The organism is Streptomyces sp. NPDC020422, assembly GCF_044386705.1.
In the GTDB taxonomy this organism is placed as follows: domain Bacteria; phylum Actinomycetota; class Actinomycetes; order Streptomycetales; family Streptomycetaceae; genus Streptomyces.
Genome location: NZ_JBIRVJ010000002.1, coordinates 202,520 through 223,959, shown reverse-complemented (window position 1 = coordinate 223,959; position 21,440 = coordinate 202,520). Strand labels below are relative to the sequence as shown.

Annotated in this window: 18 protein-coding genes; 7 read left to right on the top strand and 11 right to left on the bottom strand. The window is 75.1% G+C overall.

The window, feature by feature from the left end; genetic code table 11:
- Window positions 1-87: 87 nt before the first annotated feature.
- Window positions 88-1,674: a right-handed parallel beta-helix repeat-containing protein gene (locus tag ACH414_RS05085; RefSeq protein ID WP_386564102.1), complete on the top strand. Its 1,587-nt coding sequence runs from the start codon at window positions 88-90 to the stop codon at window positions 1,672-1,674.
- A 99-nt stretch (window positions 1,675-1,773) separates the two neighbouring features.
- The gene (locus ACH414_RS05080) at window positions 1,774-2,184 is read left to right on the top strand and encodes a VOC family protein (RefSeq protein ID WP_382543570.1); all 411 of its coding nucleotides are present in this window, start codon (window positions 1,774-1,776) and stop codon (window positions 2,182-2,184) included.
- 3 nt (window positions 2,185-2,187) lie between these two features.
- Here the strand turns inward: ACH414_RS05080 and ACH414_RS05075 are convergent, their stop codons facing one another.
- The 6 genes from ACH414_RS05075 to ACH414_RS05050 form a co-directional block, all read right to left on the bottom strand.
- On the bottom strand, window positions 2,188-2,985 hold the full coding sequence (locus tag ACH414_RS05075) for an SDR family NAD(P)-dependent oxidoreductase (protein WP_398940821.1): 798 nt from the start codon (window positions 2,983-2,985) through the stop codon (window positions 2,188-2,190).
- 43 nt (window positions 2,986-3,028) lie between these two features.
- On the bottom strand, window positions 3,029-4,381 hold the full coding sequence (locus tag ACH414_RS05070; protein WP_386564095.1) for an MFS transporter: 1,353 nt from the start codon (window positions 4,379-4,381) through the stop codon (window positions 3,029-3,031).
- A gap of 86 nt (window positions 4,382-4,467) precedes the next feature.
- A complete protein-coding gene (locus ACH414_RS05065; RefSeq protein WP_382543561.1) occupies window positions 4,468-5,052 on the bottom strand; it encodes a TetR/AcrR family transcriptional regulator in 585 nt (194 codons plus the stop codon).
- 47 nt (window positions 5,053-5,099) lie between these two features.
- Complete coding sequence (nirD, locus tag ACH414_RS05060; RefSeq protein WP_382543559.1) at window positions 5,100-5,444, bottom strand: nitrite reductase small subunit NirD; 345 nt, start codon at window positions 5,442-5,444, stop codon at window positions 5,100-5,102.
- A complete protein-coding gene (gene nirB, locus ACH414_RS05055; protein ID WP_398940820.1) occupies window positions 5,444-7,963 on the bottom strand; it encodes a nitrite reductase large subunit NirB in 2,520 nt (839 codons plus the stop codon). Before nirB ends, nirD begins: the two co-directional genes overlap by 1 nt.
- Window positions 7,963-9,162 carry an NAD(P)/FAD-dependent oxidoreductase gene (locus ACH414_RS05050; protein ID WP_398940819.1) on the bottom strand — a complete coding sequence of 400 codons (1,200 nt, stop codon included), beginning with the start codon at window positions 9,160-9,162 and terminating at the stop codon, window positions 7,963-7,965. The genes nirB and ACH414_RS05050 overlap by 1 nt, the downstream gene beginning before the upstream one ends.
- 501 nt (window positions 9,163-9,663) lie before the next feature.
- On the opposite strand from ACH414_RS05050, the gene ACH414_RS05045 reads away from it, so the two are divergent.
- The gene (locus tag ACH414_RS05045) at window positions 9,664-10,449 is read left to right on the top strand and encodes a sulfite exporter TauE/SafE family protein (protein WP_398940818.1); all 786 of its coding nucleotides are present in this window, start codon (window positions 9,664-9,666) and stop codon (window positions 10,447-10,449) included.
- 10 nt (window positions 10,450-10,459) lie between these two features.
- Here ACH414_RS05045 and ACH414_RS05040 read toward each other — a convergent pair whose 3' ends face one another.
- The 3 genes from ACH414_RS05040 to ACH414_RS05030 all read right to left on the bottom strand — a co-directional run bounded on the left by ACH414_RS05040 (window position 10,460) and on the right by ACH414_RS05030 (window position 12,715).
- Complete coding sequence (locus ACH414_RS05040; RefSeq protein ID WP_386564085.1) at window positions 10,460-11,083, bottom strand: class F sortase; 624 nt, start codon at window positions 11,081-11,083, stop codon at window positions 10,460-10,462.
- A 73-nt stretch (window positions 11,084-11,156) separates the two neighbouring features.
- A complete protein-coding gene (locus ACH414_RS05035; protein WP_382543544.1) occupies window positions 11,157-11,696 on the bottom strand; it encodes a hypothetical protein in 540 nt (179 codons plus the stop codon).
- 245 nt (window positions 11,697-11,941) lie between these two features.
- Window positions 11,942-12,715 (bottom strand): aminotransferase class IV, encoded by a 774-nt coding sequence (locus ACH414_RS05030; RefSeq protein WP_398940817.1) that lies wholly within the window; start codon window positions 12,713-12,715, stop codon window positions 11,942-11,944.
- 121 nt (window positions 12,716-12,836) lie between these two features.
- Between ACH414_RS05030 and ACH414_RS05025 the strand changes: the two genes are divergently transcribed.
- From ACH414_RS05025 to ACH414_RS05010, 4 genes are all read left to right on the top strand, one after another.
- The gene (locus tag ACH414_RS05025; RefSeq protein ID WP_398941120.1) at window positions 12,837-13,445 is read left to right on the top strand and encodes an NADPH-dependent FMN reductase; all 609 of its coding nucleotides are present in this window, start codon (window positions 12,837-12,839) and stop codon (window positions 13,443-13,445) included.
- Window positions 13,446-13,528: 83 nt separating this feature from the next.
- Complete coding sequence (locus ACH414_RS05020; RefSeq protein ID WP_398940816.1) at window positions 13,529-17,815, top strand: trypsin-like peptidase domain-containing protein; 4,287 nt, start codon at window positions 13,529-13,531, stop codon at window positions 17,813-17,815.
- Window positions 17,812-18,156, top strand: coding sequence for a divalent-cation tolerance protein CutA (gene cutA / locus ACH414_RS05015; RefSeq protein ID WP_398940815.1), 345 nt, complete (start codon window positions 17,812-17,814; stop codon window positions 18,154-18,156). Before ACH414_RS05020 ends, cutA begins: the two co-directional genes overlap by 4 nt.
- On the top strand, window positions 18,153-18,560 hold the full coding sequence (locus ACH414_RS05010; protein WP_382543532.1) for a gamma-glutamylcyclotransferase family protein: 408 nt from the start codon (window positions 18,153-18,155) through the stop codon (window positions 18,558-18,560). Before cutA ends, ACH414_RS05010 begins: the two co-directional genes overlap by 4 nt.
- Here the strand turns inward: ACH414_RS05010 and ACH414_RS05005 are convergent.
- Window positions 18,526-20,622: a molybdopterin oxidoreductase family protein gene (locus tag ACH414_RS05005; protein ID WP_398940814.1), complete on the bottom strand. Its 2,097-nt coding sequence runs from the start codon at window positions 20,620-20,622 to the stop codon at window positions 18,526-18,528. The two genes, ACH414_RS05010 and ACH414_RS05005, sit on opposite strands and share 35 nt — an antisense overlap.
- A 72-nt stretch (window positions 20,623-20,694) precedes the next feature.
- On the bottom strand, window positions 20,695-21,408 hold the full coding sequence (locus tag ACH414_RS05000) for a vancomycin high temperature exclusion protein (RefSeq protein ID WP_382543526.1): 714 nt from the start codon (window positions 21,406-21,408) through the stop codon (window positions 20,695-20,697).
- Window positions 21,409-21,440: the final 32 nt, after the last annotated feature.

The window sequence follows — 21,440 nt, the reverse complement described above, 5'->3', positions numbered from 1 at the left end:
GCCAGGCCCTCCCCTCGCAAGATCGACTCCTGACGTAGCCTCCTCCTCCGGACACCGACACTCCGGACACCGAAAGAGGGGGAACGCATGGAACGCCGTTCGCTGATGCTGGCCATGGGCGGATTCGTGGGAGCCTGGGGCGCCGGCGCCGTCCTGGGCGCGCCGCCGGCCGCCGCGGCCGGCGGCGGGACCGTCATCGACGTCACGGCCGTCGCGTACGGCGCCAAGGGCGACGGCTCGACCGACGACACGGCCGCGTTCCAGAAGGCGCTCGACGCCGTGAAGGCGGTCCCGGGCCGGGCGACCCTGCTGATACCGCCGGGCACCTACCCGATCGGCAAGGGGCTCGTCGTCGGCGCCGGGACCACCGTCTCCGCGTACGGCGCGCGCATCGTCCGCACCGGCGACAACGGCGGCCTGCTGAAGAACTTCGACGGCGTCACGGCCGTGTACGGCTACCAGGGCGCGGGCTCCATCGCCGTCCTCGGCGGCACCTGGGACATGCGCGGCGGCGTCTTCAGCAAGCAGAGCGACGCCATGGGCTTCGCCCACTGCGAGGGCGTCCTGGTCAAGGACTGCACCTTCGTCGACGTCCCCTCCGCGCACGCCGTCGAGCTGAACGCGGTGCGCGACGCCGCCGTCGTCGACTGCGTCTTCGACGGGCACCACCCCGGCGACGGGGCGAGCCTCACCATGAAGGAGGCCGTCCAGATCACCTGCGCCACCGAGGGCAACCTGCCCGCCCCGGCCTACGACGCGACCCCCTGCGAGGACATCCTCATCACCGGCTGCACCCTGCGCCCCGGGACGACGACCGGGCCGTTCGGCGCGCTGTGCGGGGACCACTGGGGCGCCAAGGGCGTGACCCACCGGCGGATCCGGGTCATCGGCAACACGGTCGAGAAGAGCGGCGCCTTCGGCATCCGGGCCGCCGACTGGCAGGACTCGGTCATCGCCGACAACACCATCAGCGCCACCGCCTCCCACGCCGTCTACCTCAACTCGCCCCAGGGCAACGCCCTCCGCGGCATCACCGTCTCCGGCAACACCATCCGCAACGTCGAGGGCAGCGGGGGCATCTCGGTCACCGTCGGCACCGGCGGCGCCCGCCACCAGGACATCACGGTCACCGGCAACACCCTGGAGTCGGTCAGGGGCGAGGCCGGGATCTACGCGGCGGCGACCGACGGCCTCACCGTCACCCGCAACACCGTCACCACGACCCTGCGCCTCGGCCCCACCGGCAACTGCCAGGGCATCCACGTCCAGAGCTCCCCGAACGCGCTCGTCGTCGGCAACAGCGTCTCGGACGCCCAGGGCGACGGCATCGGCGTCGACAGCGCCGCCACCGGCGCCCTCGTCGCCGACAACACGGTCCTCACCACCACCGGCCACGGCATCAACGCGGGCGTCAGCGGCGCCACCGTGCGCGGCAACCGGGTCACCGGCGCCACCACGTACGCCCTGCGCATCGGCGGCAGCGCCGCCGGTGCCCTGGTCCAGAACAACACCGTCGGCGCCGTCACCGGCGGCGGCGCGGGCGGCGCGATCGGCGTGATGGCGGGCTCCAGCGACACCTGGGTGGCGGGCAACGACCTGACCGGGCGGGGGGCCGGAGTCCCGTCGATCGTGGACTCGGGGACCGGGACGACGCTCGTCAAGAACGCGGTCTGAGGAACGATCCGAAAAAACTTCCGGCGCGGCGATGAGTTTCGTCGCCGCCCCCCGTCTTCACTCTCGTAAGCGCCACCACGCGACGGAAGAGAGCACACCATGCCGCAGATGATCTTCGTGAACCTGCCCGCCAAGGACCTCGACGCCACCAAGGCCTTCTGGACCAAGCTCGGCTTCTCCTTCAACCCGCAGTTCTCGGACGAGTCCACGGGCTGCCTGGTGATCAGCGACACGATCTACTCCATGCTGCTCAGCGAGGAGAAGTTCCGGAGCTTCACCGCGCCGGGCAAGGAGATCTCCGACGCGACGAAGAGCACCGAGGTGCTGATCACCCTGAGCCGCGACTCCCGCGAGGCCGTCGACGAGCTGGTCGACGCGGCCCTCGCCGCCGGCGGCAGTGCGGCGAAGGAGCCGCAGGACCACGGCTTCATGTACGGGCGTTCCTTCGCCGACCTCGACGGGCACCACTGGGAGGTGTTCTGGATGGACCCGGCCGCCGTCCAGGGCTGAGCGTCAGGCGGAGACGCCTCCGTCGACCACCAGGTCCGCCCCGACGGTGGACCCGGCGGCGTCGGAGGCCAGGTGCAGCACCGCCGCCGCCACCTCCGCGGCGGAGGAGATGCGCCCCAGCGGCGACTCCTCCTTCATCCGCACCGCCCGCTCGGCCTCCGTCTCGCCGGGCCGCAGCGACATCGAGGACTCGGCGGCCCCGGGGCTGACCGCGTTGATCCGGATGCCGTCGGCGACGTGGTCGAGGGCGGCGGCCCGGGTGAGGGCCGAGACGGCCGCCTTGGAGACCTGGTAGCCGAAGACGCCCGGGACGCGGACGTGCGGGCCCAGGTTGGACGAGATGTTGACGATCGCCCCGCCGCCGTGGCCGCGCATATGGCCGATCTCCGCCTGGAGCGCGTGCAGCACGCCCGTCACGTTGATGTCGAGCAGCGTCTGCCAGTCCGCCAGGGGGAAGTCGGCGGCCGCGTGACCGCCGCGGAAGACCCCGGCGTTGTTGACGGCCACGTCGAGACCGCCGAAGGCCGCGACCGTCGCACCCACCAGCCGGTGCATGGACTCGGCGTCCGCCACGTCGGCGGTGAAGGCGGTGGCGGTGCCGCCGGCGGCCCGGACCAGCGCCACCGTCTCGGCGAGGGGCGCGGCGGTGCGGCCGGCGACGGCGACCTTCGCGCCCTCGGCGGCGAAGGCGAGTGCGATGGCCCGGCCGAGGCCGGTGCCGCCCCCGGTGACGAGCACGGCGCGGCCGGCGAAACGGCCGGACGCGGGCGTGGGCGCGGGCGTGGGCGTGGGCGTGGACATGAGTGGTCGACTCCTTTGTGGGTGGGGGTGGTTCACGGGCGGTTCACGTGAGGCGGATGGCCGACGCGGCCAGCGCCGCGAAGGCGAGGGCGGTCGCCGCGAGCGAGGCGGCGTCCGTGCCCAGGGTCAGCACGACGGCGAAGACGACGGTGGGGCCCAGCTCCATGGCGGTGTTCAGGACCCCGCCCGCGAGCCCGCCCTCGCCGGGCGGCACGCCCTCGGTGGCGAGGACGCTCGCCCCGGCGAAGGAGACGGCGGCGCCGGCCGGGAGCAGCAGCAGGCCGGGCAGCAGCCCGTACGCGTAGGGCACGGCGGGATCCAGGCCGGTGGCCGCGAGCAGCGCCAGGCCCACGGCGCCGGTGCCCAGCCCCGCGGCCGTCGCCCGCCCCGCCCCGTACCGCCGGATCAGCGGCCCGGCCGCGCGGCCCGCGAGCAGCAGCGCCACGGCGAAGGGCACGAAGCCGCCGGAGGTGAGCAGCGCGGACCAGCCGCGCCCCTGCTGGAGCCCGAGCGACAGCAGGACGAAGACCCCCGCGGTGCCGGCGGCGGTGACCGCGACGGCGGCGAGCCCGAGGCCCCGGCGCCGGTCGCGCAGGAACGCGGGCGGCAGCAGGGGCTCGGCGGCGCGCCGCTCGACGAGCGCGAAGCCCGCGAGCAGGGCGAGCCCGAGCAGCAGCGGTACCAGGACGTCCGGCGAGCCCCAGGGGCGGGCGTCGGTGAGCACGAGCCCGTAACTGGCGAGCGTGATCCCGCCGGTGGCGAGCAGCGCGCCCGGCAGGTCGAGCCCGCGGGCGGCCCCGGTCGGCGCGGCGGCGGGCAGCAGCCGCGGGCCCAGGAGCAGGGCGACGGCGGTGACGGCGAGCGGGACGGCGAAGGTCCAGCGCCAGGAGGCGGCGGCCGAGATCACCCCGGAGAGCAGATTGCCCGCGGTCGCGCCCAGCACGGAGAGCCCGCCCCAGGTGCCCATGGCCCTGCCGTACGCGGCGGGCGCCGGGTGGAGGGCGCGCAGCACGCCCATCGCGGCGGGGGCGACGAGCGCGGCGCCGGTCCCCTGGGCGAAGCGGGCGGCGAGCAGGGTGCCGTAGCCGGGGGCGAGCGGGGCGAGGGCGGAGGCGGCGCCGAAGACGAGGAGGCCGGCGGTCAGGGCCCGGCGCGCGCCGTGGCGGTCGGCGAGCCGGCCGCCGAAGAGCAGCAGTCCGGCGAAGGTCAGCCCGTAGGCGGCGCTGAGCAGGATCAGATCGGCCCGGTCCAGGCGCAGTTCGGCGGCGATGCGGGGGAGGGGCACGGCGAGGCAGGCGAGGGTGAAGATCAGCGTCGCCTGGACGGTGCCGAGCAGGGCGAAGGCCGGGCGGGCCGCGTGGCGCGCCAGGGGTGCCGGCGGGGTGGTGACGGTCATGGTCCCCCCTTTGTAATTGACCGTACATTCCAGAATGAGTTCCGAAGCAAGGGCGCCGATCGGCGATCGGCGCCCTCGTCGCGCGTTCAGTCCAGGAGTCTCAGCGCCTGCTCCGCCGCGTCGTGCACGCGCCCCGGGTCGCTCGACGCCTTGCCGACCACCCGCAGGCCCTGCATCAGGACCAGCAGCATCCGGGCGAGCGCCCGCGGGTCCCGGTCGGGCGGGAGCTCCCCCTGGGCGGCGGCCCGCGCGAGCGCCGCGTGCAGCAGCGTCTCCAGCTGCTCCCAGCTGCGCTCCACGCGGCGGGCCACGCCGGCGTCGTGCGGCCCGAGTTCAGCGGCCGAGTTGGTGACCAGGCAGCCGCGCAGCCGGGTCTCGTCGGCGCCGGACTCGGCGGCGAAGCGGCGCACCAGCGCCCGGACGGCCGGCAGTGCGGGCCCGGGCGCGGACAGCTCGTCGAACAGCCGCGGGTCCTGTGTCTGCGCGTACCGCTCCATCGCCTTCAGGTACAGCTCGTGCTTGTTGCCGAAGGTCGCGTAGAGGCTCGCGCGGCCGATCCCGAGGTGCTCGACCAGGTCGGCCATGCTCGTCGCCTCGTAACCCCGCTCCCAGAACAGGTCGAGGGCCGAGCGCAGGGCCGCGTCCGGATCGAATTCCTTGGTCCTTGCCATGCCTCAGACCGTACGGCTTTCTGGAACGAACGGTCAAGTGAATTCGTTCAGTCCCGTGCGGCCGTGGCGCGGACCGGATAGACCGCGACGGCGACCTCCTCGTCGTCCAGGCACCGTCCCGTCTCCAGGTCGAACCGCTGCTTCAGGAGCGGCGAGGCCACGAAGGGGCGCCCGCCCACGGAGCCGACCAGGCCCCGCGAGAGCACCTGCGCCCCGGTGAAGGGGTCGCGGTTGTCGATCGCGTACGTGCGCCCCGCCCGGTCCCTGAAGACCGCGGCCTGCCGCCCGTCCGGCAGCAGCGCCGCGACCCCCCGGCCCGGGGTGAGCCGCTGCTCCTCGCAGACGGGCGTCCACGAGTCGGCCGTCGTGTCGTGGGAGAGTTCGAGCATCATCAGGCCATCGCCCCTTCGCGCGTTCCGATGGTCAGGACCGTCAGGTCCGGCTTGATCTGGTCGCGCTCGGGCACGAACCGCACCGTCGGGTCCGGTGCCTCCGGCGCGTTGACGAAGGAGACGAAGCGCCGCAGCCGCTCCGGGTCGTCGAGGGTCTCGGCCCACTCGTCCCGGTAGTCCGCCACGTGCGCCGCCATCAGCGCCTCCAACTCCTCGCACAGCCCCAGCGAGTCGTGCACGACGACGTCGCGGAGGTGGTCGAGTCCGCCCTCCAGGCGCTCCAGCCACACCGAGGTGCGCTCCAGCCGGTCGGCCGTGCGGATGTAGAACATCAGATACCGGTCGATCAGCCGGACCAGCTCGGCGTCCGACAGGTCCTGGGCGAGGAGGTCGGCGTGGCGCGGGGTCGCGCCGCCGTTGCCGCCCACGTACAGGTTCCAGCCGCCGGCCGTCGCGATGATCCCGAAGTCCTTCGACTGGGCCTCCGCGCACTCCCGGGCGCAGCCCGAGACGGCCGACTTCAGCTTGTGCGGGGCGCGCAGCCCCCGGTAGCGCAGCTCCAGCCGGATCGCCATCGCCACCGAGTCCTGCACTCCGTAGCGGCACCAGGTCTGCCCCACGCAGGACTTCACCGTGCGCAGCGCCTTGCCGTACGCGTGGCCCGACTCGAAGCCCGCGTCGACGAGCCGCGTCCAGATGGACGGGAGCTGGTCCACCCGGGCGCCGAAGAGGTCGATCCGCTGGCCGCCGGTGATCTTCGTGTAGAGGCCGAAGTCGCGGGCCACCTCCCCGATCACGATCAGCTTCTCCGGGGTGATCTCGCCGCCGGGGATGCGCGGCACCACCGAATAGGAGCCGTTGCGCTGGAGGTTGGCGAGGTGGTGGTCGTTGGTGTCCTGCAGGGCGGCCTGCTCGCCGTCCAGGATGTAGCCGTTGTTGAGCGAGGCCAGGATCGACCCGACGGTCGGCTTGCACACCTCGCAGCCCTCGCCGCCCTTCGCCTCCTCGCGGCCGTGCGAGTCGAGCAGGGCGGCGAAGGAGGTGACGCGCAGGGTGCGGGCGATCTCGTAGAGCTCGCTGCGGGTGTACGAGAAGCAGCCGCACAGGCCCTTGTCGGCCGCCGCGGGCAGCAGCTTCTCGATCACCTTCACGCAACCGCCGCAGCCGGTGCCGGCCTTGGTGCACTTCTTGACCTCGGGCAGCGTGGCGCACCGGGTGATCGCGTGCTTGGTGACGTTGTGGCAGGAGCAGATCACCGCGTCGTCGGGGAGCGCGGACGGGCCCAGCGCCATCGGCGCGCCCGCGCCCGCCGGGAGGACCAGCCGCTCGGGGGAGACCGGCGGCCTGGTGCCGGTGAGCGGGCGCAGCATGCCGTACGACTCGGCGTCGCCGACCAGGACACCGCCCAGCAGCCGGCCCTCGCCGTCGACGACCAGCTTCTTGTAGACGCCGGAGCGGGAGTCCGAGTAGACGACGTCGAGGCAGCCCTCGGCGGTGCCGTGCGCGTCGCCGAAGGAGGCCACGTCGACGCCGAGCAGCTTCAGCTTGGTCGACATGTCGGCGCCGGTGAAGCCCTCGGCGTCCTCCTCCTCGGCGATCGCCGCCGCCGCGGTCTGCGCCATCTCGTAGCCGGGCGCGACCAGGCCGTACACCCGCCCGTCGACCGCGAGGGCGCACTCGCCGATCGCGAACACCGCCGGGTCGGAGGTCCGGCACAGCTCGTCCACCGCGATGCCGCCGCGCTCGCCGACGGTCAGACCGCAGTCCCGGGCCAGCTGGTCGCGGGGCCGGACGCCGGCCGAGAACACCACCATGTCCGTGGGGAGTTCGGATCCGTCGGAGAGCCGCATCGCCGTCACGGCGCCGTCCTCGGTGACGATCTCCTGGGTGCCGGTCCCGGTGTGGACGCTCAGGCCCATCTGCTCGATCGTGCGCAGCAGCGCCGCGCCGCCGCCCTCGTCGACCTGCACCGGCATCAGACGCGGGGCGAACTCGACGACGTGCGTCCGAAGCCCGAGGCCCTTGAGCGCACCGGCCGCCTCCAGGCCGAGCAGACCGCCGCCGACGACCGCGCCCGTCGTGCGGCCCTTCGCGTACTCCTCGATGGCGAGGAGGTCCTCGATGGTGCGGTAGACGAAGCAGCCGCGGGCCTCCCTGCCGGGGACCGGCGGGACGAAGGGGTAGGAGCCGGTGGCCAGGACGAGGGTGTCGTACCCGAAGACCCGCCCGGACCGGGCGGTGACCGTGCGGGCCCCGCGGTCGACCGAGACCGCGGGGTCGCCGGTGTACAGCTCGATGCCGTGCCGCTCCATGAAGCCGTCCTCGACCAGGGAGAGCCCGTCGGGGGTCCGGCCCGAGAAGTACGAGGTGAGCTGGACGCGGTCGTAGGCGGGCCGCGGCTCCTCGCAGAGCACCACGACGCGGGCCCGCGCGGTGACGCCCCGGTCCGCGAGCGCCTCCAGGAACCGCTGGCCGACCATGCCGTGGCCGACCAGGACGATGGTGGGGGTGGGGGACATCAGGAGCCTCCGTCGTGGGTGAGCAGGTGCAGCAGCGGGGCGTCGTCGGGCAGGGCCTCGTCGCCCTCCCAGGCCCGGGCGAGCGTCCCGACGGCGCCGAGGTCGCCGAGCAGGACGCCGCCGACGAGGCGGTCGCCGCGGACGACGACCTTGCGGTAGGCGCGGCGGGTGGCGTCCGTGAGCTGGACGACGTCGTCGCCGGGTGCTGGGGTCGTGTCGCCGAAGCTCGCGAGGTCGAGCGCCTCGGGGCCGCCGAGGGTGAGGCGGGTGAGGGCGCGGGTGCCGGCGTAGCGGGGGCCCGCGGTGCCCCGGAGCACCTCGGCGAGCACATCCGCCTGGTCCAGGGCCGGTTCCGCCAGGCCGTAGACCCGGCCCCGGTGTTCGGCGCAGTCGCCGACGGCGTGGATGTACGGGTCGGAGGTGCGCAGCTCGTCGTCGACGACGATGCCGTGGCGGACGTCCAGTCCGGCCTCGCGGGCGAGGGTGACGCGCGGGCGGACGCCGCAGGCCAGGACGACGGCCTCGGCGTCGAGCACGAAGCCGTCGGCCAGCTGGACGCCGGTGACGGCGTCGCCGTGCCGGAGCAGGCCGCTCACCCGGCACTCGGTGTGCACCTCGACGCCCAGGGCGGTGAGGTGCTCGCGCAGGAGGAGCGAGGAGTGCGCGTCGAGCTGGCGCTCCATCAGGCGTTCGCCCTGCTGGGCGAGGACGACGTCGGCGCCGACGGCGGCCAGGGCGCGGGCCGCGGAGACGCCGAGGAGGCCGCCGCCGATGACGACGGCGCGGGTGCCGGGACGTACGAGCCCGCGCAGGGTCAGGCAGTCGTCGAGGGTGCGGAACGGGTGCACGCCCTTCGGGGGCTGTGTCCCGCGCGGGCCGCGGAGGCCGCGGAGGGGTGGCAGGACGGGCGCGGAGCCGGTCGCGAGGACGAGCCGGTCGTAGCCGACCAGCGAGCCGTCCGCGCACTCCACGGTGCGGGCCTCGCGGTCGATCCGCACCGCCCGGGCGCCGAGCCGGGGCGGCTCCCGGGGCTCGGGGAGGGCGATGACCTCGGGGCCGTACCGTCCGGCGAGGACGTCCGCGAGCAGCACCCTGTTGTAGGGGGCGTGCGGCTCCTCGCCGAGGAGCGTGACCGGCAGGCGCTGGGCGAGCCGGGCACCGGCCGTTCCGGCCCCGACCACCACGATCCGTGTACTCATGCGGGGAAGCGTGCGGGGTGGGTGTTACCCGTCGGCATCCCGCCTGTTACCCACGAGGAACGCTGCCCTCACCCCACCGGAACCCCACTGTGAGGCCCCCGCCCGGTGCCCACCCTCCCGGCCGCGCCCGCACCCCGCCGTTGTGGGCATTCGTTCCGCTGGGGCGGAACGGGTGGGCACAACGGACGGCGCCCCTTGCCGGGCCTAGGCTCCCGCGCCCTGACCCGCACCCCTGGTGCGGCACAGCGGGGGCGGGCGTCAAGGCACTGCGAGCGGGGGCGCTGCTAAGGGCGCCGCCCCGTGTGCCCACCCGTCCCGCCCTGCGGGACGATTGCCCACACGGGGGTGGGCGAGGCGGAGGCGGCCCGCACGGGCAGGGGCACGGCGGCGCGCACTCCGCGGGCGAAGGCGGGCCGCGCGGGGTGCGGGTGCGTGGGTGGGGAAGCTCTGGCGTTGCTCAAGTGTGGGGGGCGGGGGCGCGGCGGAGTTTAGGGTCGCGGCATGCCTGACATATCGCTGACCACCCTCGTCCTGCTCTGCCTCGCCGCCCTCCTGGCCGGCTGGATCGACGCCGTGGTCGGCGGCGGCGGCCTGCTCCTCCTCCCCGCCCTGCTGCTCGGACTCCCGCACCTCCCCGCCGCGCAGATCCTCGGCACCAACAAGGCCGTCGCGATCGTCGGCACCTCGGGCGCGGCCGTCACCTACGTCAGGAAGGCGCCCGTCCAGGTGGGCCGGGCCGTGCGGATCGGGCTCGCCGCGCTCGCCGGCTCCATGGGCGGCGCCTTCTTCGCGGCCGGGATCAGCAGCGACGTACTGCGCCCGGTGATCATGGTCGTGCTGCTCGGGGTCGCCGGCTTCGTGCTCTTCCGGCCGTCCTTCGGCACCCGCGCCGAAGGGGAGGAGCGGCACCCGCTCACCCGCGCCCGCGTCGCCACCGCGATCGTCGTGGTCGGCGGCGGGATCGGCTTCTACGACGGGCTGTTCGGGCCCGGCACGGGGACCTTCCTGGTGCTCGCCCTGACCGCCGTGCTCCACCTGGACCTGGTGACCGCCTCCGCCACCGCCAAGATCGTCAACGTCTGCACCAACGCGGGCGCCCTCGCGATGTTCGCCTACCAGGGGCACGTCCTGTGGCAGCTCGCCGCCGTCATGGCCGTCTTCAACCTGACCGGCGGGATGATCGGCGCGCGGATGGCCCTGCGGAAGGGGGCCGAGTTCGTCCGCGGCGTGCTGCTGGTCGTCGTCTTCTCGCTGGTCGCCAAGCTCGCCTTCGACCAGTGGGCGTGAGCGCGCCCGGTCAGGGGCGCGAGCCGATGAGGTGGCCGAACGCCACCACGTTGCCCTGGTAGCCGCCCGCCTTCCGCGAGAAGCCGCCCCCGCAGGTGATCACCCGGATCTCGGCCCGGTCCGCCTCCCCGTACACCTTGGCGTCGGGGAAGTGCTCCTTGTCGTAGACCTCGACCGCGTCGATCGTGAAGACCGCCGTGCGCCCGTCCTGCCGGAGCACCTCGATCCGGTGCCCCTTCTTCAGCGCGCCGAGCGCGTAGAAGACCGCCGGGCCCTTCTCGTTGTCGACATGGCCCGCGACGATCGCGGTGCCCTTCGCGCCCGGCCGGGTGCCGTCCTCGTACCAGCCGGCCAGATTGCGGTCGGCCGCCGGCGGCACCTCGAGGGCGCCCGAGGCGTCGAGCCCGAGGTCCGTCACGGGCGCGTCCACGTCGATCTCGGGGATCCGCAGCCGGACCGGCGGCGAGGCAGGCAGGGGGTCCGCGGCGGCGTCGGTGTGGACGCTGGGCCCGGCCGCGAAGGCCTGGGCGGCCGACGGGACCGGCGGGGTGACCTCGCCCGAGCCGTTCTGGATCAGCCAGAGGCCCACACAGGCCGCGACGGCTATGCCCCAGCCCTTGCTGCTGTTGCTCACGGACGTCCTCCCAGGGCGTGCTGTGGTCCTGCCCCCGCCGCACGGCGGCGGGGGCAGGACGCCGGCGGTACGGTCAGGAGCCCTGCGCGCCGCTCGCCCGGCGGCGCAGGAGCCAGGTACCGCCTACGGCAGCCGCGGCCAGCACCGCCGCGCCCGCCGTGACCTGGGCGGTGTCGGGGCCCACGCTGCCGCCGACACCGGTCTGCACATGGCCGCTCGGGCTCCTGTGCTTGACGATGACGTCGCCGCGGGCCGTGCGCCCGTTGTCGCAGGCGACGCTGATGCCGTAGGTGCCGGCCTTGGCGTGGTGCGGCACGGTGAACTGGCCGACCACGACCTCCTTGTGCGTGCTGGGGTTCAGCTGGAACTCCCCCGCGCCGAGCGAGTTCGCGTCGCCGACGCCGTGGCCGTGGGAGCCGCAGGCGAGGGTGTTCACGGTGACCGTGGTCCCCGGGTCGGCGGAGGAAGGGAAGACCTCCAGCGACTCGGAGTGGCCGGAGTGCCCGTCGTTGCCGTCGTTCGCATACGCCAGGGGCGCGGCGGCGGCGAAGGCGCCGAGGGCGACGAGCGTCAGCGCGGTACCGGTGAGCAGGGGGACAGGGGTGCGGCGCATGGGGGCCTCCGTGGCGCGGCGCGGACGGTCTTCCGGAAAGGGGCTTCCGTAGGACCGAGGTAAACGCCCGCCCGCGCCCGGCGCCTGCTGATGTCCCATCAGAATTGCTCCGTCCGATACGGCGCGTCGGCTGGAGGAGCTGAGTTTTCGCAGGTCGGATCGGGTTTCGAGGCGTCAGGTGACGGGGCGTGCCGAACGGGTGAGGGGGGTGCGCGGGCGGCCCGGCGCCTCACCCGCGCGGCCGCTCACACCGTCTCCCACGGCGCCGCCTCGTACGCCCCGTACACCCGGTCCATCAGCGTCTCGTCCACCGTCAGTTCGACCCCGTCGATCCGCGAGACCGGCGCGATGCCCCGCGAGCTCGTCACGAAGGCCGAGCGGAACGAGGGCACGTCCGCCATCGTCACCCGGCGGCTCGTCGACGGCAGGCGCGTGGCGAGCAGGCTCATGGTGACGCCGGCCAGGCACGGTGCCGAGGGCCAGATCACCGAGGCGCCGTCCCAGAAGGCGATGTTGGTGACCGCGCCCTCCGCGATCTCGCCGTCCGGCGCGGTCAGCAGCGCCTCGTCGAAGCCCGCCCGGCGGGCCTCCTCGCCGTGGAAGGTCTGGCCGAAGCCGCCCAGGTGCTTGATGTGCGCGGCGGGGCGCCAGTACGTGACCGAGCGCAGGGCCCGGGGGGTGCGGTCCGGCGGGAACGGGGCCCGTACGGTCACGACCGTCCTGCCCCCGTCGTACACGTACACCCGCGCCGAGGCGTCCCGCCGCCCCGCCGCCTCCAGGGCCCCGCCGATCAGGGCGCGGATCCGGCCGCCGTCGAGGCCCCGGTCGAACAGCTCCCGGGTGGCCCGGTCCAGCCGGTCGAGGTGCAGGCCGAGGCCCTGCACCCGGCCGTCGCGCACCTGCATGGCGGTGAAGTGGCCGTAGCCGCTCATCAGGGTCGCGAGGAGCTCCGGGTCGGCGGCGGGGGAGCCGTCCACCTCGATGTGCAGCGCGGGGGTGTCGAACGGTGCCGGATTCATGGCCCCACCGTATGCCCGGAGCGCCGGGCTTGACCTCAACCAAACTTGAGGTACCACGATCCCCGTCATGGACATCACGATCCCTGCCGTGGACATCACGAACCCGATCCCGGACGCGAACATGAGCGCGAGCCCTGGCCCGAGCCCTGATCCCGGCCCCCTCCGCCTCGCCGTCATCGTCGCCAGCAACCGCGAGGGCCGCTTCGGCCCCGTCGTCGCCGACTGGTTCAGCGCCCGCACCGCCGAGCGCGACGACTTCGCCGTCGACCGCGTCGACCTCGCCGAGGTCGACCTGCCCACCGCCCTCTCCCACCGCCCGGCTCCCGCCGTCCGCGCCGAACTCGACAAGGTCGGCCCCGTCCTCGCCGGCGCCGACGCCTTCGCGGTCGTCACCCCCGAGTACAACCACTCCTTCCCCGCCTCCCTCAAGTCCCTGATCGACTGGCACTTCACCGAGTGGCAGGCCAAGCCCGTCGGCTTCGTCTCCTACGGCGGGATGTCCGGCGGACTGCGCGCCGTCGAGCAACTCCGCCAGGTCTACGCCGAGATGCACGCCGTCACGGTCCGCGACACCGTCTCCTTCCACGGCGCCCACGGCCGCTTCGACGAGGGCGGCACCCCCAAGGACCCCACCGGGCCCGACGCCGCCGCCACGGTCATGCTCGACCAGCTCGCCTGGTGGGCCCACGCCCTGCGCGACGCCAAGTCGGTCCGCCCGTACGCCGGTTGAGTCGACGAAGGGTCCCGGCGCGAGGGGAGTTCGCCTATCGTGGCGGGACCGCCGCGGGAGCGCTGCGAGGAGGGGGACAGCCGGTGGCCGCCGTCCACGAGGAAGAGATCCTGACGCGTTCCGTCGTCCGTGTCCGCACCCCTTCCGGGCGGGTGGTCGGAGCGGGCTTCCTCGTCGCGCCCGACACGGTGGCGACCTGCGCCCACGTCGTCGCCGAGGCGGCGGGCGAACCCGGCATCCCCGAGGAGCCGCCGGACGGGCCGGTCCGCCTCGACTTCCCGCTCCTGCCCGGCCGGGAGGCGGGCGAACGGCCCCCCGCGGGGCCGGCCGTCCTCGCCGAGGTCCTGGTCTGGCGGCCCGCCGCCGACGTCGCCCTGCTCCGCCTCGACGCGCCCGTCCCCGGCAGTCGCCCGGTGCCCCTCGCCGACGCCGCCGGCACGCGGCTGTGGCAGCACCCCTTCCGGGTCCTCGGCTTCACCGCGCACTCCGACGCCGGAGTGTGGGCCGGCGGCACCCTGCGCGGGCCGCAGGGCGAGGGCTGGGTCCAGATGGAGACCGGCGTGCCCGGGCAGCGGATCGTCCCCGGCTTCAGCGGCGCCGCCGTGTGGGACGAGACGCAGGGCGGCGTCGTCGGCATGACGGTCGCCGCCGACGGCGCCACCGGCTCCACCACCGCGTACCTCATCCCGCTCGGCACCCTCCTCGACCCGGTGGTGCTTCCGCCGCGCAGCCCGTTCCGCGGCCTCGCCCCCTTCACGGAGGCCGACGCGGACCTCTTCCACGGGCGGGAGGACGAGACCCGGCGGCTCCTCGACGCCGTCGCCCGCCGCCCGCTCACCCTCGTCGTCGGCCCCTCGGGGTCCGGTAAGTCCTCCCTGGTCAGGGCCGGGCTGCTGCCCGCGCTGCGGGCCGCCGGGGCCACCGTCGGCGAACTCCGCGCCGTCCCCGGCACCCGCCCCGGCGCCGCTCTGGCCCGCGCCCTCGTCCCCGTACTCGAACCCGGCCTCGGCGAGGTGGCCCGGCTGCGCGAGACGGCCGAGCTCGCGCGGCTCCTCGACACGGCCGACGGGCTGCCGGGCGCCCTGCGCGACCGGGTCCTCGCCCACGCGGGCGACGGCGGACACGTCCTGTTCGTGGACCAGCTGGAGGAGTACGCCGCCGCCGACCCGGACGCCGCCCGCGCCCTGACCCGGCTCCTCGTCGCCCTCGGCGCCGGGCAGCCGGACCGCCCCGCGTTACGGGTGGTGGCCACCGCCCGGGCCGAGTCCCTGGGCGTCCTGGTCACCCCCGAGGCCGCCGACGTGCTGAGCGACGCCACCCGGCTGCTCGCCCCCCTCTCCGGCGAGGGACTGCTGCGGGCCGTCACCGGGCCGGTCGCCGCCGTCCCCGGCCTGTGGTTCGAACCGGGCCTGCCCGAACGGATCGTCGCCGACGCGGGCGAGGAGCCCGGCCGGATGCCGCTCGTCGAGTTCGCCCTCACCCGCCTGTGGGAGGCCCGCGAGGGCGGCCTGCTCACCCACGCCGCCTACGACGCCGTCGGCGGCGTCGCGGGCGCCCTCGTCGGCTACGCGGAGGAGGCCCTGCGCGAGCGGCTCGGCCCCGGCGAAGAGCCCCTCGCCCGGCGCCTGTTCGTCCAGCTGGCCCGGCCCGCGGGCGACCACTCCTTCGCCCGCCGCCCGGCCCGCACCGCCGAGCTCGCCGAGGACCTGGCGGCCCTCGCCCGGCGGCTCGCCCCGACGAAGCTGGTCGTGCTGGCGAGCGTGGCCGAGGAGGGCGGCGCGCCCGTCGAGACCGTCGAGCTCGCCCATGAGTCCCTCACCACCCTCTGGCCCCGCCTGAACGCCTGGCTCGCCGAGTCCCGCGACTTCCGCGCCTGGCAGGAGCAGCTGCGCCGGGACCTCGCCCGCTGGCGCGAGCAGGACCGCGAACCGGCCGCCCTGCTCCGCGGCTCCAGCCTCGCCACGGCCCTCGACCGGCTGGCCCGCCGGCCGGAGGACGTCAGCGACGCGGAACGCGCGTACATCCTCCTCGGCGACCACCAGGCCCGCCGCGGCACCCGCAGGCTGTACACGGCCATCGCCGTCTTCGCCGCCCTGGCCCTGATCGCCGGCGGGCTCGCGGGCTGGGCGCTGTACAACAACCGTCTCTACCAGGGGCAGTTGCGCGGCCAGGCCGCCCGCATCCTCGCCGACACCTCCCTCCGCCACGAGGTCACCGGCCCCGCGACCTCCCTCCAGCTCGCCCTCGCCGCCCGCGCGACGGACCCGAGCCCGGAGACGTACGGGGCGCTGCTGCGGGCGTACGCGCGGGGCCAGACGCTCACCGGCAGCCACCCCGGCCTTTGGCCCGGCGCCTTCCAGAGCATGGACGTCACGTCGGACGGCCGGGCGGCGGTGGTCCTCTCGCTCCTCGACGACGGCGCGCGGGCGCTGTCGGTGCTCACGGACCTCGACGGGGGCAGTCCCCGCTCCCTGCGGCTCCGGCAGGTTCCCGCCAGGGCCCTGGAGGACACCGACCGCCCCAGGACGAGCGAACTCGCCCCGGACGGGCGGACCTTCGCCCTCGCCAACGGGGACGGCACGGTGTGGGTCTGGAGCCTGTCGGGCGCCGATCCGGACGCCCCGCCCCGCGAACTGCGCTCCGCCGACGCGAAGAACCGCAAGGTCAACGCAGTCCAGATGGACTTCAGCAGCGACGGCCGCCGCCTGCTGCGGATGCTCTCCTTCTACGACGGCACCGGCTCCACCGGCCCGGGGGACCGCTACGCCACCGTCTCGGCCTGGGAGGCCGCCTCGGGCCGGCGGCTGCCGTCGGCACCCGGTCTGATCCCGGGGGATCCCAGGACCGCCGCCTTCACCGCCGACCCCGGCCTGGTCGTCTTCCTGCCGGAAGGCGACGGCAAGACCGTGGTCCGCGAGCTCGCGACCGGACGGGAGGTCCGGTCCTTCGACGCGGACTACAGGTCGGGCGTGATCGCCTCGGGCGGCGAACGGCTCGTCGCGGGCAACCCCGCCCGGGTCTACCCCACGAGCGGCCCGCCGGGCCGTCCGACGCGGTTGCACCCGCTCGTCGACGACGTGAAGACGCTGGACGGGACGGGCCGGTACGCCGTGATCCAGCAAGGGGGAGGCGGCACGAACGGCAGGCTGGAGACGGCCCTCGTCGACGTGCGGACCGGCCGGCTCCACCGGACCAGGATCCCGGAACTCGAACACCCCGACGCGGTGCTCGCCGTCGTGCCCGGCCCGGGGACGAGCGTCACCGTGCTCGTCCCCGTCGCGGACACCCTGCTGACCGCCCGGGCCGATCCGGTGGACGCACTGCCCGGCCCGGACGCGCCCGCCGAGCAGGTCGACGGCGCGCTCTCGCCGGACGGCACCGGCCTCGCCCGGGGAGGGGACACGTTCCTGGAGATCGTGACCACCGCCACCGGCCGCTCGCGGCGCGCTCCCCAGAATCCGCAGTCCAACGACTCCCTCCCGTTCTGGACGGCCGACTCCAGCTGGGTGGTGCTCGAACAGAGGGGCGGGGTCGCCGCGTTCGCGGCGGCCGACCCCCGGCGCCGGGTCGACTTCGACCTCGGCCCCTGGGACCCGGACGCGGACCAGGTGGAGGCGATCGAACCGCTCGCGGGCAGCGAGGTCGCCGTCCTCACCTCCGACGGGCGGCTCACCCTCTTCGACGCCGCCACCGGCCGTGCTTCGGCCCCGGCCGTGCGGTTCGGTCCCAGGTCGGCGGCGGAGCTCAGCGACGTCTTCCGGAGCCGGGGCCGGCTCCGCGCCCGCCCCGAACACCCCGACGAGATCGCCGTCCTGACCGGCAGCGACACGGGCGACGGCCACGTCCAGCTGTGGAACCTGCGGACCCGCACCCGCCTGCGCACCCTCACCGTCGGCCTCCTGCACCCGTCGGTCGAGCTCAGCCGCCCCTTCCCGCTCCTCTTCAGCCCCGACGGCCGCACCCTCACCACCTCCCACGGGGACGGCTTCCTGCGCCGGTGGAACGTCGACACCGGCCGCCCCGCCGCGCCGCCCCTGTCGACCGGCGACGGCTACACCCAGCTCATCGGCCAGGGCCCCGGCGGCCTCCTCGTCACCTCCGGCCCGAGCGGCGACCCCCGCGTCTGGGACCCGAGCACGGGCCGGCTCCTCGCCGAACTGCCGCTGCCCGCCCACCTGGGCCTCACGGTCCACGGCGCGAGCCTGCTCGCCGCCGGCGACGGCTGGTACCAGGCCCTCGACCTGCGCCCCGAGGAGATGGCGAAGGCCCTCTGCCGGAACGGGCTCGACCGGGACTTCACGGCCGCCGAACGCGCCCTGCTGCCGCCCGGCGCGGACACCGCGCCCCCCTGTCGTACGGTGGGCCCGTGACCCCCGACACCACAGGCGTCCCCGCCCTCCTCGCCGTGCTCACCACCACCGACGCCCCCGCCAAGGCCGAGGCCCTGGCCCGGGGCGCCGTCGAGGCCCGGGTCGCCGCCTGTGCGCAGGTCTCCGGTCCCGTCACGTCCGTCTACCGCTGGCAGGGCACGGTGGAGACCGCCCAGGAGTGGCAGGTGGTGTTCAAGACCACCGAGGCCCGGTACGAGGCCCTCCAGGCCCATCTGCTCGCCGCGCACGACTACGAGACGCCCGAGATCCTCGCGAGCCCGGTCGCGCGGGCGAGCGCCGACTACGCGCGGTGGGTCGAGCGGGAGACCACGGCGCCGTGACGGGCGAGGCGCTGCCGTTCTTCGTCTACGGGACGCTGCGCCCCGGCGCGTACAACCACGACCGGTTCCTCGCCGGCCGCACCGGCGCGGAGGAGGACGCCGTGCTGCCGGGAGCGCTGCTGCACGACGGGCCAGGCTATCCGTTCGCGGTGCCGGGCGAGGGCCGGATCGCGGGGGCGCTGCTGACGGCCGCGCCCGGCCGGTACGCCGAACTGCTCGACGTGCTCGACCGGTTGGAGGAACCCGCCGGCTACGAGCGGGTCGCCCGGCCGGTGGTCAGGGCCCGGGACGGGGCGCGGGTGCCCGCCTGGGTGTACGTGGCGGCGCCGGGCGCGCCGCTGGGCCCGGTCATCGCGAGCGGCGACTGGTTCAGGCGCGTTCCAGGCGGACCGCGCACACCTTGAACTCGGGCATCCGGGAGACCGGGTCGAGCGCCGGGTTGGTGAGGGTGTTGGCGCGGCCCTCGCCGGCCCAGTGGAACGGCATGAAGACCGTGTCCGGGCGGATCGCCGTCGTGATCCGGGCGGGCACCACCGCGGTCCCGCGCCGCGAGTGCACCGCGACCCGCTCGCCCTCGGCGACGCCGATCCGCTCGGCGAGCCGCGGGTGCAGCTCCACGAAGGGGCCGGGCGCGGCCGCGTTCAGCTCGGCGACCCGCCGGGTCTGCGCGCCCGACTGGTACTGGGAGACGACCCGGCCGGTGGTGAGGAGCACCGGGTACTCGGCGTCGGTCTCCTCGGCCGCCGCCCGGTGCACGACGGGCACGAACCTGGCGCGCCCGTCGGCGGTGGCGAAGCGGTCGAGGAAGAGGCGCGGGGTGCCCGGGTGCGGGGGCTCGCCGGGGCCGGTCTCGGGGCAGGGCCAGAACACGCCCTGCTCCTCCTCGATGCGGCGGTAGCCGATCCCCGCGTAGTCGGCGGGGCCGCCCGCCGAGGCGCGCCGCAGCTCGTCGAAGACCTCCTCCGGGTCGGTCGGGAAGCCCTTCTCCCAGCCGAGCAGCCCGGCGAGGCCGTGCAGCACCTCCAGGTCGCTGCGGACCCCGGGCGGCGGGGCGAGGGCCCGGCGGCGCAGCAGCACCCGTCCCTCCAGGTTGGTCGTCGTCCCGGTCTCCTCGGCCCACTGGGTCACCGGCAGGACGACGTCGGCGAGTTCGGCCGTCTCGGAGAGCACGACATCGGCGACGGCGAGGAAGTCGAGGGAGCGCAGCCGGCCCTCGACGTGCGCGGCGCGGGGCGCGGAGACGACCGGGTTGGAGCCCATCAGGAGCAGCGCCTTCACCTCGCCGCCGAGCGCGTCGAGGAGTTCGTACGCGCTGCGTCCCGGCCCCGGCAGGGACTCCGGCGCGATCCCCCACACCCCGGCGACATGGGCCCGGGCGGCCGGGTCGTCGAGCTTGCGGTAGCCGGGAAGCTGGTCGGCCTTCTGGCCGTGTTCGCGGCCGCCCTGCCCGTTGCCCTGGCCGGTGAGGCAGCCGTAGCCGCTGAGCGGGCGCCCGGCCTTGCCGGTGGCGAGGCAGAGGTTGATCCAGGCGCCGACCGTGTCGGTGCCCTTGGACTGCTGCTCGGGGCCGCGGGCGGTGAGCACCATGCCGGTCTCGGCCTCGCAGAACATCCGTACCGCCGCGCGCAGTTGCGGCACCGGGATCCCGGTGAGCCGCTCGACGTGCTCGGGCCAGTGGGACATGGCCCCGGCGCGGGCGGCGGGCCAGCCGTCGGTGCGGGCGGCGACGAACTCCTCGTCGACCCGGCCCTCGGCGACGACCAGGTGGAGCATGCCGAGGGCGAGCGCGAGGTCGGTGCCGGGGCGGGGTGCGAGGTGCAGGTCGGCCTGTTCGGCGGTGCGGGTGCGGCGCGGGTCGACGACGATGAGCCGGCCGCCGTTCGCCTTGAGCTCGGTGAGGTAGCGCAGCGCGGGCGGCATGGTCTCGGCGAGGTTGGAGCCGACGAGGATCACGCAGCCGGTCTTCGGGACGTCCTCCAGCGGGAAGGGCAGGCCCCGGTCGAGGCCGAACGCCCGCTGGTGGGCGGCGGCCGCGGAGGACATGCAGAAGCGCCCGTTGTAGTCGATCTGCGAGGTGGCGAGGGCCAGCCGGGCGAACTTGCCGAGCGCGTACGCCTTCTCGTTGGTGAGCCCGCCGCCGCCGAAGACCCCCACGGCATCGGGACCGTGGTCGGCGCGGGTCCGGCGCAGTCCGTCGGCGACGGCGGTGAGCGCCTCCTCCCAGGACGCGGGCTTCAGGGCCCCCGTGTCGGGGCAGCGGACCAGGGGCTCGGTGAGTCTGACCCGCCGGGAGAGCACGGCGGGGGCGGTGCGGCCCTTCCCGCAGAGCGCGCCCCGGTTGACGGGGAAGTCGGTGCGGTCGACCACCTCCACGGGGAGCTCCGCGCCCGGGGTGGGGCGCAGCTTCATGCCGCACTGCAGGGCGCAGTAGGGGCAGTGCGTGGGGACGGTGCTGACCTCTGGCATGGATCGATGCTGCGACGGGCGTGTTACGGGAGGGCTCCCGCCGCATTACGGGCGAGGTGCCAGGCCCTCAGGTCAGGGCCGGGGCCGGGGTGAGGCGGGCGCGGCCGGCGCGGCGGGGGCGGCCAGGGCCTGGGCGACGCCGTCCTCCCGGTCGCCGAGGAAGTGCGGGTCGGGGCGCAGGCTCGCGTCCAGGGCCGCCTTCCCGGCGGCGGCGAGCTCGCGGGTGGTGCCGTAGTACCAGGTGGCGTCGTGGGGTTCGGCGACCCCGACGCCGTACGCCTCGACGCCGGCCGCGCCGCACAGGGCGACGGCCCGCTTGATGTGGAAGTCCTGGGTGACGAGGACGGCCCGGTCCACGCCGAAGATCTTCTTGGCGCGGACGCAGGAGTCCCAGGTGTCGAAGCCGGCGTAGTCGCTGACGACCCGGGAGTCGGGGACGCCGCGGGCGGCGAGGTAGGCGCGCATGGCGCTGGGCTCGTCGTACTCGGTGCGGCTGTTGTCGCCGGTGACGAGGAGGACCTTGACCTTGCCGGTGCGGTAGAGCTCGGCGGCTGCGTCGAGGCGGTGCGCGAGGTACGGGGTGGGGCGCCCCTTCCACAGGCCGGCGCCGAAGACGACGGCGACGTCCTCGGCCGGCACGTCGGCGGTGGTGCGCAGCCGGTCCCCGGCGGCGGTGTGCATCCAGGTGGCGGGGGCGAGGGCGAGGACGGCGCCGAGCATGACGGCCTGGACGGTGCGGCGGCGGGCCCGGGTGGTCCGGGGGAGCGGCAGGCGTACGCCGCGCATGGGGTCCTCCGTGGACGTATGGATCTCTGGTC